Below are 15,203 nucleotides of genomic sequence, written 5' to 3'. Positions count from 1 at the left end.
ATTTATAAGTGTGTACAAAACCGTGTAGCTATTGAAGATTTTCCTTATGTTTAAAAATGAATTAGCTGCGCAAGTTGCGCAGCGTCGCACCTTTGCGATTATTTCCCACCCCGATGCGGGTAAAACCACCATGACAGAAAAACTGCTGTTGTGGGGGCAGGCCATTCAGATTGCTGGTATGGTGAAAAGCCGTAAATCGGACCGTGCTGCCACTTCAGACTGGATGGAAATGGAAAAAGAGCGTGGGATCTCGATTACCACCTCTGTAATGCAGTTTCCATTTAAAGACAAGATGATCAATCTACTGGATACACCAGGGCACGAAGACTTCTCAGAAGATACGTATCGTACCTTAACGGCGGTCGATTCGGCTTTAATGGTGATTGACGGTGCAAAAGGGGTCGAAGACCGTACCATCAAATTGATGGAAGTGTGTCGTATGCGTGACACCCCAATTATTTCATTCGTCAACAAAATGGACCGTGAAATCCGTGAGCCTTTAGAGCTGTTGGATGAAATTGAAAACGTTCTCAAAATCAAATGTGTACCGATTACTTGGCCACTTGGTACGGGTCGTGACTTCGCTGGGGTATTTAACCTAATCGAAGAAAAGTTCTATGTTTATAAAGCTGGTTTTGGTTCAACCATTACCGATATTGAAGTTCGTGATGGTTATGACTATGCTGACTTACGTGAAAAAGTCGGTGAACTAGCTTGGGCTGCATTTGAAGAGTCTTTAGAACTGGTGCAAATGGCCAATGAGCCACTTGACCGAGAGTTATTCTTACAAGGCAAACAAACCCCAGTTTTATTTGGTACAGCCTTAGGTAACTTTGGTGTAGACCATGTGTTAGATGCTTTTAGTAATTATGCACCTGAACCTAAAGCACACCCAACAGAAAATCGTTTGGTTGAAGCCACAGAAGAAGGTTTTACGGGCTTTGTCTTTAAAATTCAAGCCAATATGGATCCGAAACACCGTGACCGTATTGCCTTTATGCGTATTTGTTCAGGCAAATATGAAAAAGGTTTGAAAATGAAGCATGTGCGTCTAGATAAAGATGTACGTATTAGTGATGCTTTGACTTTCTTAGCAGGTGATCGTCAGCACCTAGAAGAAGCATGGCCGGGTGATATTATTGGTTTACATAACCACGGCACGATTCAAATTGGGGATACTTTTACTTCAGGTGAAAAACTGCAATTCACAGGTATTCCGCACTTCGCCCCTGAAATGTTCCGCCGTGTACGGTTGAAAGATCCATTGAAGTCGAAGCAGTTACAAAAAGGCTTAAAAGAACTTTCAGAAGAAGGTGCAACACAGGTCTTCATGCCGCAAAATAGCAATGACTTGATTGTAGGCGCGGTAGGCGTGCTTCAGTTTGAAGTGGTGGCATACCGTTTGAAAGAAGAATACAAAGTCGATTGCGTCTACGAACCAGTGAGCATTAACACTGTGCGTTGGGTGTCTTGTGATGATGACAAAAAATTCAATGAATTTAAGAAAAAAGCACATGACCAGTTGTCGGTTGATGGTGGTGGTCACTTGACCTATTTAGCACCGAGTCGTGTGAACTTACAGTTGATGCAAGAGCGTTATCCAGACATCGTGTTCCGCAATACTCGCGAACACTAATTGGAATTAAAAAAATAAAACAGCTTCTTCGTGAAGCTGTTTTATTAGGTAAGACACTTTATTTTAATCATGAAATTCATGGAAAGCGCATGTTGCACAAACAGGCTATTTATACAATATTGGTGAGTTTGACTGTCTTACTGACAGCATGTGACTCCTCTAAACAATCTGAAACAGATACAGATGCCAAAAGCTCGGTCTTTAAAACAGAGCAGGCTGAAGTCTTGCCGTATTTAAATATTCAACAACAAGCAGCGGATATCGCACAGCCCTTTTGTGAGACTAAGAACTGTATCGAATTAGACATTCAGACTTTAAAAACAGAAGACGCTTGGTTAAACCAATGGATTGCCAAAAGTCAGGCTCGAGTGGTTCAAGATCAAATTGGCTTAAAACAAGACATGAGTTTACAACAAGCCATTAATGCATATGTGAAAAAGTCGGATGCATGGCAAGCTGAGTTCAAGGGCAATAAGGCTTATAGTTTGGCGATGTATACGCGTATACCGTATCAGCGCAATCAGTTTGTATTGATGCAAATTGGGGTGGATACCAATCAAGAGAATGTAAGTGTTAAGGAGCGTTATTATTTCTTTGTTGCGGATCGTAAAAACCAAAAAGCGGTGGCATTATTAGATTTAATTCGCCCGAAACAGCAACTGGCGATGAATGCGTTGGTGCAAAAAGCATATCAAGACTGGTTAAAGAAACAAGAACCTGAAGTGAGTAAATCTGCACCAGCGAAGTTGTACTGGGGGCAGGCAGATTGGTTCTTTGACCAAGAGGGCATCGGTTTACACTATCGGACTCATGAGATTGTAAAAGATGGGACTCAGCTTGATATTTACTTGACGAAAGCACAAACTCAACAGGTATTAAAAGCGGATATCTATACTCAATTGTTTTAGTGCATAGTCCAAAGCAAGAGCAGGCTTCACAAGGTAATAGGTTATTTATGTTAAAAAGCAAAACAATATTGACAATCAGCGTACTTGCAGCTGCAATCAGTTTGACAGCCTGCCAACCAAAAGATAAAGAGCCTCAAAGCCCTGCAACTCAAGCCACAGCAGCTTCAGAGGCAGAAACAGCCTTAAAGTTGGTCGGTGACACAGAAAAATTACAATTCGAATTACCTGAATGTGATGGTAATGCTTGCCCAGAATTAAACATTGATCGTTTACAAAGTAATCAAGCGTTTATTGATGAATTTATTGATCAACAAATTGTGAAAGATCTCTCGCAGATTATTGATATTTCACCGATGCATAGTAGTTCTGATACCGTGGCATCAAGTGCAGTGGCGGCAAGTTCTGAGCCTGCGGTAGTAGGCCAAGTCCTCACGCCTAAACTGAAACTAGAGAAACAAGTTCAACCTTATTTGGCCGCCTTTCTTGCTTTAGATCAGGAACTCAAAGATTTAAGTTCTAACCATCAAATCAGTTTGATGATTAAACCGAAAATCTTAAATGCCAAAGACCCTTTGGCGACGGTGGTGTTGAATACCAGTAGCTACTTAGGTGGTGCACATGGTTCATCGTCACAGCATTATTATAATTTTGACTTGAAGCAGCAAAAGCTGGTGAGTTTGGATGATCTATTGTTGCCCAATCAGAAGGCGGCGTTAAATAGAGTAGCGCATGAAGCATTTCGTGCTTGGGTCGTCGACTCTAAGTTAGCGACCAATGTCGACGAGTATGAGCAAGCGTGGAAGTTTAGCTTAAGTAACAATTATTACTTGGGTACTGAAGGGCTGATTTTACAATATGGTGAGTATGAAATTGGCCCTTATGTGGTGGGTTTACCGCGCTTAACCATTGGCTATGAGCAACTCCAGAAAATATTAAAGCCTGAGTATTTACCCAAAGCCAAACGGAGTGCACAGGCTGCTTCAGAAGCCAAGAGTTAATCAAGCATGAGCTTGCCTCTGTTCGACACCCATACTCATTTTGATGTTGCCGATTTTGATGCTGATCGGCGACATTTGGCTGAGCAAGCAAAATGTGTTGGGGTAGAAGCATTGGTCCTTATAGGTTTTCTTGAATCACGATTTGATGTGCTGATTCAGACCCATCAGCAATTAAAAAGCTGGAAGAATGTTCCGTGCTCTTATCTTGCTCCAGGTTTACATCCGTTTTATATCGAACAGCATCAGACTGAACACTTACAGCGTTTAGAGCAGGTTTTGCAACAGCAGGACTGTGTGGCGGTGGGTGAAATTGGTTTAGATACGTTTTTAAAACAACATAAACAACCCGAACTTTTCGCCAAACAGCAGTATTATTTTATTGAGCAGCTTGAACTCGCCAAGCAGCATCAAAAACCTGTGTTATTGCATATTCGCAAAGCACATGCGGAAACTATTGCCATTTTAAAAGCACAAAAGTTTAAATTGGGTGGTATTGCCCATGCTTTTAGCGGTGGGGTAGAAGAAGCCAAAGTATTGGTTAAACTGGGTTTTAAAATCGGGGTCACAGGACAAATTACCAATCCGAATGCCAAAAAATTGCATCAAGTGGTTCAGGTGATTGGTGCTGAACATTTGGTGATTGAAACAGACTGCCCAGATATGACCCCGTTGTGTTGCCAAACGTCAACGGAGCATCGAACCCGTAATACCCCTGTCAATTTGCCTTATGTGTTGGAGGCGCTGGCACAGACACTAGGTCAATCTACACAGTCGCTTGCAACTCAACTTTGGCAAAACTCATTGGTTGCTCTGCATTTAAAATTTTAGAAGAATAAGACCGTAATCTCGATAAAAATAAGATAACCAAAAGGGAACACATTCTTTTCTAAACAGGCTTACATTAAAGGAAGAACATCATAATAAATAAATTCGCCAATACTGGGAGGGCAACCGAATGGCCAGATATAGCAAAATCAATAGTTTCAATGCATTACAAATACTTAAGGTCGGTGAAAAATCCTATCAAATTTTTAACCTCCCTCAAGCGGCCCAAACATTGGGTAATATTGATCAATTACCCAAGTCTTTAAAGGTCTTACTCGAAAATTTACTCCGTTTTGAAGATCAAAAAAGTGTAAAAGTAGAGCATATTAAAGCGCTAGTCGATTGGCAAAAAACCAGAAGCTCTGATCAAGAAATTCAATATCGGCCTGCACGTGTGCTGATGCAGGATTTCACTGGGGTCCCTGCTGTCGTTGACTTGGCTGCCATGCGTGCCGCAATGGCACAGGCTGGTGGCGATCCGAATTTGATTAATCCCTTGTCCCCTGTCGATTTGGTGATTGACCACTCCGTAATGGTTGATCATTTTGCGGATAAAGATGCCTTTACTGAAAATGTCGAAATTGAAATGCAACGCAATGGTGAGCGTTATCAATTCCTACGTTGGGGGCAATCGGCCTTTAATAACTTTAGCGTTGTTCCGCCCGGTACAGGAATTTGCCACCAAGTTAATTTAGAGTATCTGGCTCAAGCGGTATGGCTAGGGGAGGATGAAGGACAAACTTTTGCATTCCCTGATACCTTGGTGGGAACAGATTCACATACCACCATGATTAATGGTTTGGGTGTTTTAGGCTGGGGTGTTGGCGGGATCGAAGCTGAAGCGGCGATGCTCGGGCAGCCAGTGTCGATGTTGATTCCTGAAGTGGTTGGTTTCAAATTGACGGGTAAACTGCATGAAGGGATTACTGCAACAGATCTAGTATTAACCATTACTCAGATGTTACGTCAAAAAGGTGTGGTGGGTAAATTTGTTGAATTCTATGGCGATGGATTGGCTGATTTACCTTTAGCGGATCGTGCCACGATTGCCAATATGGCTCCTGAATATGGTGCAACTTGTGGTTTCTTCCCGATTGATGATGTGACCTTGGCTTATTTAGCATTGACAGGTCGTGAGCAACAACGGATTGATTTGGTTGAAGCTTATAGTAAAGCGCAGGGTTTGTGGCGCAATGCAGGTGATGAACCCGTTTTTACAGATACGTTGAGCTTGGACATGAGCACCGTGCAGGCCAGTTTGGCAGGTCCTAAACGTCCGCAAGACCGTGTTTTACTGTCAGATGTACCTAAAACTTTTCATGACTTAATGGAGTTGAATCTCAAGCCAGCCAAAGAAGCCAAAGAGCGTTTAGAAAATGAAGGGGGTGGCACAGCTGTTGAAGCTAAAAAAGCCAATTTACCGCATGATGCGCCATCTTGCATCATTGATGGAAAATCTTACCCCTTGAACCATGGTGATGTGGTCATTTCAGCGATCACATCATGTACCAATACTTCTAATCCGAGTGTAATGTTGGCTGCAGGACTTCTTGCCAAGAAAGCGGTTGAAAAAGGCCTACAGCGTAAACCGTGGGTGAAAAGTTCGCTTGCACCCGGTTCTAAAGTGGTGACTGATTATTTGGCGGCGGCAGGTTTAACGCCGTATTTGGATGAGTTGGGTTATAACTTAGTTGGCTATGGCTGTACTACCTGTATTGGTAACTCCGGACCGCTACCTGAACCGATTGAAGAAGCCATTCAGTGCCATGATCTCAATGTAGCGTCAGTGTTGTCAGGCAACCGTAACTTTGAAGGGCGTGTGCATCCTTTAGTGAAAACCAACTGGTTGGCTTCGCCACCTTTGGTGGTGGCTTATGGTTTGACGGGCAATATCCGTACAGATTTGGCCACACAACCCATTGGCCACGGCAAAGATGGGCATGCGGTCTATTTGAAAGATATTTGGCCAAGTCAGGCGGAAATTGATGAGGTATTGCAGAAAGTCAACACAGACATGTTCCATAAAGAATATGCTGCAGTCTTTGAGGGGGATGCCAAGTGGAAAGCCATTCAAATTCCACAAAGTCAGACGTATACGTGGGATGAACAATCTACGTATATTCGTCATCCCCCCTTTTTCTCAGAGATTGGGCAACCGCCCAAATCGCTCCATAATATTGAGCATGCGCGGATTCTTGCCGTCTTGGGCGATTCCGTGACCACCGATCATATTTCTCCTGCTGGAAATATTAAAAAGGACAGTCCCGCAGGGCGTTATTTACAAGAGCATAGTGTCGAGCCGAAAGATTTTAACTCTTATGGTTCGCGTCGTGGCAACCATGAAGTGATGATGCGAGGCACTTTTGCCAATATTCGGATTAAAAACGAAATGTTGGGTGGTGAAGAAGGTGGTAATACCTTGCATATTCCAAGTGGTGAAAAACTGGCAATTTATGATGCCGCGATGCTGTACCAACAAGAGGGCACGCCTCTGGTGATTATTGCAGGCAAAGAATATGGCACAGGCTCTTCTCGTGACTGGGCAGCAAAAGGGACCAATCTACTTGGGGTCAAAGCCGTCATTGCGGAAAGTTTTGAGCGGATTCACCGTTCAAATCTGGTGGGAATGGGCGTGCTGCCATTGCAATTTATGGCGGGTCAGACGCGTCAAAGTTTAAATCTGACTGGGCATGAGTGTATTTCGATTCTCGGATTGTCAGATGATTTGGCGCCGCATCAAACCTTTGAAGTGGAAGTCACACGAACCGATGGCTCACGTGATTCTTTCCCTGTGCTATGCCGTATTGATACTCTGAACGAAGTCGAGTATTTCAAAGCGGGTGGTATTCTGCATTATGTCTTGCGACATTTGATCGCGAGTTAGCCTGAGTAGCGATTCAAGCATCAAGTACCAGAGTCATTGCCTTTAAGGCTCTGGTATGCTTCATTTAGAAAACAAAAAAATTAAGATCCTTTTCTATGTTGAAATTTTTATTGGCGGGTTGTGTACTGGTTTTTCCAGCTTGGTGCTATGCAAAACCTCAAACTTTAATCTTACAAAAGCAAAAAATCACGCTGGCGCAACGTGACAGTCTCTGTACTCAGCTCAAGATTTCCTGCCAAGCTGATGCGACATGGCAACTCTATCAAGCCCCGAATCAAAGCAAGCATCATTATGTGATCGCCCAATTGCAACTGTTTGAATTGGAGCGCAGCACTCAGGGTTTTCAATTGCGTAAGCTCTGGGACTTTTCAGGTTATCCACCACTCAGCCAAACACCCCATTGGACGGTAGAGGGTCCTTCAGAAAAAGAGGATTTACTGGATGAACACGGCAATTTTGTCCGTGCCGATGCTTTGCACCTCTATCCTGTTTTATTCCCCATTAATGACACAGATTACAGCATAGCCTTAATTCAACGTTGGGATGAAATGTATTCGGGTGGGGGAATGACGGAAGAAGTCGCAGACTTTTTACAGCTCAAGCCAGAAGGAAAATATCAACAGGTTTTCCAGAATATTCCATTTTCTGTTTCAAGGATGATTCGCGCCTGTTTCTCGGAGCAAGATTATGCTCAGTCGAATGAGCAATGCCATGACCTCGAAAAATTGGTGTTGAATATTGAATATCTACAAGCGAATACGTGGCGCATGAAATATCACTATATGCGTACCTTGTCGCCCGCCTCAGATCAGCAGCCAATCAATCAACGCCAGAATTATCTCTTGAATACAAATACAGCCGATGCAATCCAGTTGCCACGTGCATGGACTACATATTAATCCGCAAATTTAAATTGAATTTGATAAAATATCCGCGATACTTTTTTCTGATTTGATCTCCCTATGACTGATTTACTCCAAGATGATGAATATGAACGCCGTTTTGCTGGCGTAGCTAAAATTTATGGAGAACCAGCATTTCAAGGGTATGAAAAAAGCCATGTTATGGTCATCGGTATTGGTGGGGTTGGTTCATGGGCTGTAGAAGCCTTGGCACGTACTGGCGTAGGCGAATTGACCTTGGTGGATATGGATGTGGTTGCCGCATCGAACATTAACCGCCAATTGCCTGCGATGACCTCCACTTTGGGCTGTGAAAAAATTGAAGTGATGGCAGAACGATGTCGTTCCATCAATCCTAAAATTAAAATTAACCTGATTGATGACTATTTAACCCCAGACAATGTGCCAGAGTTGCTGTCAAATACGCCTGATTTAATTTTGGACTGCATAGATGATGTTAAAGCCAAATTGGCACTCATGCTTCATTGCCGTTTTAATAAAATTCCGCTGATTGTTTCGGGCGGTGCAGGCGGGAAACTTGATCCACTGAAAATCCGCGTGGCAGATTTGTCTAAAACTGAACAAGACCCCATGTTGGCCAAACTACGTGCCCAACTGCGTTCTAAAGGCATTTGTAAAAAGCCAAAAGAAAAATTTGGCATTACGTGCGTGTATTCGATTGATAATCCGTTTTCCAGTGCTGATGTTTGTCCAAGTGCTGGTTTACGCTGTGGCGGTTATGGTTCGGCAGTGGTGGTGACTTCTAGTTTTGCCATGATTGCAGTGGCCGAAGTCTTAAAAAAATTAGAAGCAATTCAAGCAAAACGCTAATTTTTATTGCCTTTGCTTACTTGAAAATTTACATAAAAATAAGTGCTGTTCAACGGGGGATATCTCGCTTATCCCTCGAATTATGTTATGTTGATTAAAAATTGATTCTAATTCGAATCTGCACGTTAAAAACTATAAAGAATGATACAAATAACAGAGAAAAGAGGTGGATATGACAATCATCAGACCCATGGGCTTTATGCTTTTGGCACTGGCAACAGCTGTAACGCATGCTGATACCAGCAGCTATGAAAAAGAATTACGATCCAAACATCAGGGTTATTTAACCGAGTCGACAGTTGATAGTGCACTGATTTTACCGCCACCTCCTGCTGAAGGTTCAGCCACCAAAGCCAATGATGAGTATGTCAATAAAAATGCGTTGATGCTGTATGGTTCAGACCGTTGGGTGCAAGCTGGCTATGACAGTAATTTATATTTTCCAAGTGCAGCCAAGGCTTTTTCATGTGCAGCCAATGTGGACATTAGTAAAGAAAAGACCCCGACCATTTATAAAATGTTAGAGCTTTCGCTGGTGGATTTAGGTCTATCTTCCTATGCCGCAAAAAATAAATATCAACGTGCACGCCCGTTCATGAGCAATGGTCAGGGCATTTGTGAAATTTCTGCCGCAGACCGTGAAAAGTACGGCATTACCTATGAAGAGAATAAAGAAAAATTATCTACTGATGGTTCTTACCCATCTGGGCATTCAACCATAGGTTGGGGGTGGGCACTCATTATGAGTGAAATTGCACCTCAACGAGCCAATCATATTTTCTTACGCGGACGTGCTTTTGCCGAAAGTCGTTTGGTGTGTAATGTACACTGGCAAAGTGACATCATCGAAGGTAAAAATATGGCAGCGATGACCGTAGCGCAGTTGCACACCCAAAAACAATTCTTAAAAGATTTAGAAAAAGCGCAAAAGGAATATCAGGCTGCACAGCGTAAAGGTGATGTGCCAGATCCAGCTTCTTGTGAATTTGAAAATAAAGCGTTATCGACCACCATTGGTTCAGTCATGTAACTTGAAAACACACAACCTAGACAATAAAAAAGCTCAATCTTGGATTGAGCTTTTTTATTGAAGGGGAGCAATTAAGGTTGAATTTGATGTTCAATTAAATAATCTTCAGTGCGTTTCATGGCATCTTTAATGTTTTGAATCGCATTTTCAACGTCAGCAAAAGTTTTGGCATTACCGCCACTTAAAGCCTGACGCCATTTTCTTGCACCAGGCAAGTTTTGAAATAGACCGAGAATATGACGGGTTAAAATCGACAATGGTGCACCTTCTGCCATGCGCTGTGAAATATACGGCAGCATTTGTTCAATAATCTCAAAACGATCTGGCGCATCTAACTGCCAAAGTTGCCCGAGTTCTGCTAATAGGTAGGGGTTGTGATAGGCTTCACGTCCAATCATCACGCCATCGACATGCTGTAAATGCTGCTCGGTTTCTGCAAAGGTTTTAATGCCCCCGTTGATTTCAATCAGCAGGTTTGGACGTTCTTGTTTTAAGCGATAGACATCTTCATATCGTAGAGGAGGCACTTCACGGTTTTCTTTCGGTGATAAGCCCTGAAGCAAGGCAATACGGGCATGTACAATAAAGTTATTACAGCCAGTTTTCGCCACAGTATCAACAAAATGCAGCATTTCTTCATAAGAATGCATGTCGTCAATGCCAATACGGTGTTTTACCGTCACGGGAATGTCGACTGCATTACGCATTGCGGCAATACATTCTGCGACCAAGTCAGGCTCTGCCATTAAACAGGCGCCAATTTTATTGTTCTGTACGCGGTCGCTTGGGCAGCCAACATTCAGGTTGATTTCATCATAGCCCCAGTCTTGTGCCATTTTGCTACAGGTCGCCAGATCTTTTGGGTTTGATCCACCCAGTTGCAGCACAATTGGGTGTTCTTCATTGTTAAAGTCGAGATGACGTTTCGCATCGCCAAATAAAATGGCGCCTGTGGTCACCATCTCGGTATATAAAATGACATTCGGGTTAAACAAGCGCGCAAAAAAACGATAGTCCTTGGTGGTCCAATCCATCATGGGTGCAACACTGATGCGAGGTTCTTTGGTGTTATCAATGGTTTTTTCAGTAATCATATTAAAAAACATACCTTTACAGTGTTGCTGATTTTGATTTATTTCGATTTTTTACGCCTCATTTAGCACTATTATTTTTGATATTTACGCCAAATTGCGCCATTATAGCCTTAAGAAAATAATAAGGCGTAAATCATGGGGACAATTTCACAGCGTAAATTAGCCGATGGAACCATACGCTTTCGGGCTGAAATTAGAATAAGCCGTAAAGGGTTTGCAAATTTCAAGGAAAGTAAGACGTTTAGTTCTATGCGACTCGCTCAAAAATGGCTTGCAATGCGTGAAGAGGAAATCGAAGAAAATCCAGATATTTTATTAGGTAGATCGGATGTGACGAATATCACTTTAGCCAATGCCATAGACAAATATCTTGATGAAGTTGGCAGTGAATATGGTCGTACTAAAACCTATTGTCTTCGCCTAATTCAGAAATTTCCAATAGCGCAATATATTATCACAAAAATTAAGCCAGCCGATATTTCAGAACATGTCGCTTTGCGTAAGGCTGGATATGCTAAATTAGATTTAAAGCCGATAGCGACAAGTACGTTGCAACATGAGTTATTGCATATTCGTGGCGTATTGTCTCATGCTTCAGTCATGTGGGATGTAAATGTTGATTTGGCAGGATTTGATAAAGCAACAGCACAATTACGAAAGACTCGACAAATATCTTCTAGTGGTAAACGTGATCGCTTGCCGACAACGGCAGAGTTAAAAAAACTGACAGAATACTTTTATCGAAAATGGCAAAAGCCTGTTTACAGCTATCCCATGCATTTGATTATGTGGTTTGCAATATTTTCATGTCGTCGTGAGTCAGAAATTACTGAAATGTTATTGGCTGATTATGACGAGGATAATGAAGTATGGAAAGTACGGGATTTAAAAAATCCGAATGGCTCAAAGGGTAATCATAAAGAATTTAATGTATTAGAACCTTGCCGAAAAATGATTGAACTTTTACAGGTGAAGAGTACGCGAAAACGTATGTTGAATCGAGGATATGACAAGGATTTGCTCATTCCTCTAAGTCCTAAAACGATTGGTGGTGAATTTAGAAATGCTTGTAAAATCTTGGGAATTGAAGATTTACGTTTTCATGATTTAAGGCATGAGGGTTGTACCCGTCTTGCTGAACAAGGCTTTACAATTCCTCAAATTCAGCAAGTGAGTCTACATGATTCATGGGGGAGTCTGGAAAGATATGTATCAGTGAAAAAAAGGAAAAAGACAATAGAATTAGATGAAGTGTTCCCCCTCATTGGTGAAGAGTAACATGGTCTTGATTGGCATATTTATATTGTAGATCTAGGACATGAGCTAGATCTTTGATATGGACAAAGTACGGAGCTTTTTGGCTTTTATCTAATTTAAAGCAAGAAAATGGAAAATCTTGATTTCTTGCTTTTTCTAACATTTTTACCTTACTGAGATGAGGGTAGTAATCCTTGACTACGTCCTCTAGTTTAACTGTTGTGCTGCGGTAGCGCATAAATAAGTAATCAGATGTGGAGAGTTGCAGAGCAGCGCCATTCATGATTTTATTCCTATCATTTCGGTTGATGTGCTCACTGTAAATTTAATGGAATTTAAAAAGTAGAGTGGTGCGTAATTAGTAAATAACTAGCGTATCATGCTATTTAATATATTGTTATTTAATGGGATTTAAAATAGTGAATTTAGACATCATTTCTGATTTGAATGATTTAGAACAAGAAATGCTTTTCACATTTAAGTATTGGTATGACTGTGATTTTGAGGCTGATATTACGCATCCTTCATATGCAGCAGCTAGAGATAAAATCATACTGAGAATGCAACAAAATGATTTCTTAAAGAACCCACTTAGAGTGACAGTACTTCCACAGTTTTCAAATGATCCTAGTTTTAAGCCTAATCAAATATATGATTTTTTTATAAAAATCGATTTACTAAAAAGTGAAAGAAGTAATTTATCTTCAAGAACTTGTAAACAACGGTACTCCGAAATTTTAATGGCATATGTAGATACAATGGGGACTTACTATTATTGTTCTAACATTGGATTAGCAAGAAAAGTGAGTGCAATTCGTGCAGTTAGGGCGCGCTATGATAAAAAATTATTACCTAGGCGTGAAATTTTATACAGTGTTTTACGTGAGCAATGTGCTTTAAATGGGTGTAAGTGGAAGAGCTTGAATCAGGCTGTAACTTCAATAATTCCGACATTGATAAAAGAATTTGAAAAATTTGATGTTGATTGGTTGAAAGTCTTAATTAAGGAAAAAGAAGAAGAGTTGAGAGAGGTCATAAGCGATGGGTATAAGCGTCGTAAAGTATTATCCGATAAAAAGGCTAGGCAAGTAAAAGAATTACAAGAAGAAATTGAAAATCTAACAAGCATTCTAAATTCGAAAAACCCCTCCGTTGCATTAAAGCATTTTGGCTACAATATGCCATATAACAATACTGACTACATGGAGGAAACAATTATCCACGAGTTAAGAAAAAATCACGATTTATTGAAAGAAATTATAATTCCAAAAAATGAAAGTTAAATAAGAGGGAATCACATTTTTACTGTTACACCCGAGGGCGTTCAAAGTTCTGTGTCAGTAAATTTGACTAGATTTTAATTATATCATCTAATCGACCTTCAAAGTAAATGGATAATTGAGTAATGGTTTGTCCCCATTCCTGAATAGGCATTGTCCATTTTTCTGATGCCTGTTGAATACCAATATACAGTAATTTCATCAGACTATCCTCATTGGGGAAAGCTCCTTTGGTTTTGGTTAGTTTGCGGAATTGACGATGTACGGCTTCAACGGCATTGGTGGTGTAAATCGGCTTCCTAATCGCTTTAGGGTATTTGAAATAGGCGGATAGTAGATGCCATTTGGTACGCCATGACTGAATGACCACACCATATTTTTCGCCCCATTTTTCTTCTAGCTCATCCAGTGCTACTTCTGCCGCCCCTTTGGTATCAGCACGGTAAATTGGCTTTAAATCAGCCATAAATGCCTTCTGATCTTTACTGGCAACATAGCGTAAAGAATTACGGATTTGATGAACGATACACAGTTGTATTTCTGTTTGAGGGTAAATCGCTGCTATGGCTTCGGGGAAACCTTTTAGTCCATCTACACAGGCAATCAGAATATCCTGAACACCACGATTTTGTAGGTCTGTCAGTACACTAAGCCAATGGTTCGCCCCTTCGCTTTCCGACAAATGCAAGCCGAGTAGTTCCTTCTTACCTTCAACATTTAAAGCTAAAATGGTATAGATCGCTTTGCTCACATAAACACCTTTATCCTTCACTTTGTAATGTATGGCATCTAACCAAACAAAGGGATAAATTGTATCGAGTGGGCGTTGTTTCCATGCTTGTAACTGAGGGAGGAGCTTATCTGTAATATTGGTGATAGCACCATCTGAAATCTCCAATCCATACATATCAGCAACATGCTTTTGAATATCACGATAGCTCATACCAAGTGCATAGAGTGATATGATTTTATTGTCAATTTCTTCTGATAATTTGGTCTGGTTCTTTTTAACTAACTGTGGCTCAAATTCACCATTTCGATCTCTAGGGGTTTCAAGCTCAAATGAACCTGATGTAGATTTTACTGTCTTGCGAGTATAGCCATTGCGGCGATTACCTTGTTTCGGATTCGCTTCAATGTAATTCTCGATTTCTGCTTCAAGAGCAGCTTCGGTCAGCTGTTTAATTAAAGGGGTGAGTATGCCATTTTCTCCAGTCAGTGCTTGTCCTGACTGGAGTTGTTTTAAGGCTGTTTCAAAATCAAATGTAGTTGCCATAGTGCATCATTCCTGTTTTTAACAGTTTAAGGAAATGACACAGTTTTTTGAACACTACCTTACACCCAATTATCCCCCATATAGATTAGGGCGGAGTGATGCTTATTACTGCACTGTCTTTATTGGATCATTATCAGATTCTACAACTCTAACTTCCCCGCATAAAGTTCACTGAGCTCACCTTGTGTTTTTGAAAGTATTGCCAGCAAAAGTAGCCTATTTTGACCTAACAGAGCTAAGAGGATTTTTGCCCTAAAAAAATTCAATCGACATTTAAAAATT

13 protein-coding genes are annotated in these 15,203 nt (G+C 41.2%); 10 read left to right on the top strand and 3 right to left on the bottom strand.

Features of this window, described 5'->3' with window-relative positions:
• Positions 1 to 46: 46 nt before the first annotated feature.
• The 8 genes from CDG62_RS16730 (at position 47) to CDG62_RS16695 (ending at position 10,014) form a co-directional block, all read left to right on the top strand.
• Complete coding sequence (locus CDG62_RS16730; RefSeq protein ID WP_087528604.1) at positions 47 to 1,636, top strand: peptide chain release factor 3; 1,590 nt, start codon at positions 47 to 49, stop codon at positions 1,634 to 1,636.
• An 89-nt stretch (positions 1,637 to 1,725) separates the two neighbouring features.
• Positions 1,726 to 2,544 (top strand): hypothetical protein, encoded by an 819-nt coding sequence (locus CDG62_RS16725; protein WP_087528605.1) that lies wholly within the window; start codon positions 1,726 to 1,728, stop codon positions 2,542 to 2,544.
• Between the two features lie 47 nt (positions 2,545 to 2,591).
• Positions 2,592 to 3,542, top strand: coding sequence for an RsiV family protein (locus tag CDG62_RS16720; RefSeq protein WP_087528606.1), 951 nt, complete (start codon positions 2,592 to 2,594; stop codon positions 3,540 to 3,542).
• A gap of 12 nt (positions 3,543 to 3,554) precedes the next feature.
• Positions 3,555 to 4,370, top strand: a complete 816-nt coding sequence (locus CDG62_RS16715) for a TatD family hydrolase (protein ID WP_162904078.1) — start codon at positions 3,555 to 3,557, stop codon at positions 4,368 to 4,370.
• 127 nt (positions 4,371 to 4,497) lie between these two features.
• Positions 4,498 to 7,251, top strand: coding sequence for an aconitate hydratase AcnA (gene acnA / locus CDG62_RS16710; RefSeq protein ID WP_087528608.1), 2,754 nt, complete (start codon positions 4,498 to 4,500; stop codon positions 7,249 to 7,251).
• A 95-nt stretch (positions 7,252 to 7,346) separates the two neighbouring features.
• Positions 7,347 to 8,150, top strand: coding sequence for a hypothetical protein (locus tag CDG62_RS16705; RefSeq protein ID WP_087528609.1), 804 nt, complete (start codon positions 7,347 to 7,349; stop codon positions 8,148 to 8,150).
• Positions 8,151 to 8,213: 63 nt separating this feature from the next.
• Entirely contained in the window at positions 8,214 to 8,984 is a 771-nt protein-coding gene (locus CDG62_RS16700) for a ThiF family adenylyltransferase (protein ID WP_087528610.1), read from the top strand.
• Positions 8,985 to 9,156: 172 nt separating this feature from the next.
• Positions 9,157 to 10,014 carry an acid phosphatase gene (locus tag CDG62_RS16695; RefSeq protein WP_087528611.1) on the top strand — a complete coding sequence of 286 codons (858 nt, stop codon included), beginning with the start codon at positions 9,157 to 9,159 and terminating at the stop codon, positions 10,012 to 10,014.
• 71 nt (positions 10,015 to 10,085) lie between these two features.
• On the opposite strand, the gene dusA is transcribed toward CDG62_RS16695, so the two are convergent.
• Entirely contained in the window at positions 10,086 to 11,108 is a 1,023-nt protein-coding gene (gene dusA / locus CDG62_RS16690; protein WP_087528612.1) for a tRNA dihydrouridine(20/20a) synthase DusA, read from the bottom strand.
• 135 nt (positions 11,109 to 11,243) lie between these two features.
• On the opposite strand from dusA, the gene CDG62_RS16685 reads away from it, so the two are divergent.
• Positions 11,244 to 12,386 (top strand): site-specific integrase, encoded by a 1,143-nt coding sequence (locus CDG62_RS16685; protein ID WP_058868933.1) that lies wholly within the window; start codon positions 11,244 to 11,246, stop codon positions 12,384 to 12,386.
• Here CDG62_RS16685 and CDG62_RS16680 read toward each other — a convergent pair.
• A complete protein-coding gene (locus CDG62_RS16680) occupies positions 12,370 to 12,648 on the bottom strand; it encodes a pyocin activator PrtN family protein (RefSeq protein ID WP_058868934.1) in 279 nt (92 codons plus the stop codon). The two genes, CDG62_RS16685 and CDG62_RS16680, sit on opposite strands and share 17 nt — an antisense overlap.
• 136 nt (positions 12,649 to 12,784) lie before the next feature.
• Between CDG62_RS16680 and CDG62_RS16675 the strand changes: the two genes are divergently transcribed.
• A complete protein-coding gene (locus CDG62_RS16675; RefSeq protein WP_058868938.1) occupies positions 12,785 to 13,648 on the top strand; it encodes a hypothetical protein in 864 nt (287 codons plus the stop codon).
• 67 nt (positions 13,649 to 13,715) lie between these two features.
• Here the strand turns inward: CDG62_RS16675 and CDG62_RS16670 are convergent, their stop codons facing one another.
• Positions 13,716 to 14,921, bottom strand: a complete 1,206-nt coding sequence (locus tag CDG62_RS16670) for an IS256 family transposase (protein WP_004973108.1) — start codon at positions 14,919 to 14,921, stop codon at positions 13,716 to 13,718.
• Positions 14,922 to 15,203 lie beyond the last annotated feature (282 nt).

The organism is Acinetobacter sp. WCHA55, assembly GCF_002165305.2.
In the GTDB taxonomy this organism is placed as follows: domain Bacteria; phylum Pseudomonadota; class Gammaproteobacteria; order Pseudomonadales; family Moraxellaceae; genus Acinetobacter.
Note: the sequence above shows the minus strand (reverse complement) of the source record. Positions and strands in the feature narration are given on the sequence as shown.

Bases quoted from the DNA above. Each gene is read 5' to 3' on its own strand.
- CDG62_RS16730 (WP_087528604.1), top strand. From the start codon at position 47: ATGTTTAAAAATGAATTAGCTGCGCAAGTTGCGCAGCGTCGCACCTTT.
- CDG62_RS16725 (WP_087528605.1), top strand. From the start codon at position 1,726: ATGTTGCACAAACAGGCTATTTATACAATATTGGTGAGTTTGACTGTC.
- CDG62_RS16720 (WP_087528606.1), top strand. From the start codon at position 2,592: ATGTTAAAAAGCAAAACAATATTGACAATCAGCGTACTTGCAGCTGCA.
- acnA (WP_087528608.1), top strand. From the start codon at position 4,498: ATGGCCAGATATAGCAAAATCAATAGTTTCAATGCATTACAAATACTT.
- CDG62_RS16705 (WP_087528609.1), top strand. From the start codon at position 7,347: ATGTTGAAATTTTTATTGGCGGGTTGTGTACTGGTTTTTCCAGCTTGG.
- CDG62_RS16700 (WP_087528610.1), top strand. From the start codon at position 8,214: ATGACTGATTTACTCCAAGATGATGAATATGAACGCCGTTTTGCTGGC.
- CDG62_RS16695 (WP_087528611.1), top strand. From the start codon at position 9,157: ATGACAATCATCAGACCCATGGGCTTTATGCTTTTGGCACTGGCAACA.
- dusA (WP_087528612.1), bottom strand. From the start codon at position 11,108: ATGATTACTGAAAAAACCATTGATAACACCAAAGAACCTCGCATCAGT.
- CDG62_RS16685 (WP_058868933.1), top strand. From the start codon at position 11,244: ATGGGGACAATTTCACAGCGTAAATTAGCCGATGGAACCATACGCTTT.
- CDG62_RS16680 (WP_058868934.1), bottom strand. From the start codon at position 12,648: ATGAATGGCGCTGCTCTGCAACTCTCCACATCTGATTACTTATTTATG.
- CDG62_RS16670 (WP_004973108.1), bottom strand. From the start codon at position 14,921: ATGGCAACTACATTTGATTTTGAAACAGCCTTAAAACAACTCCAGTCA.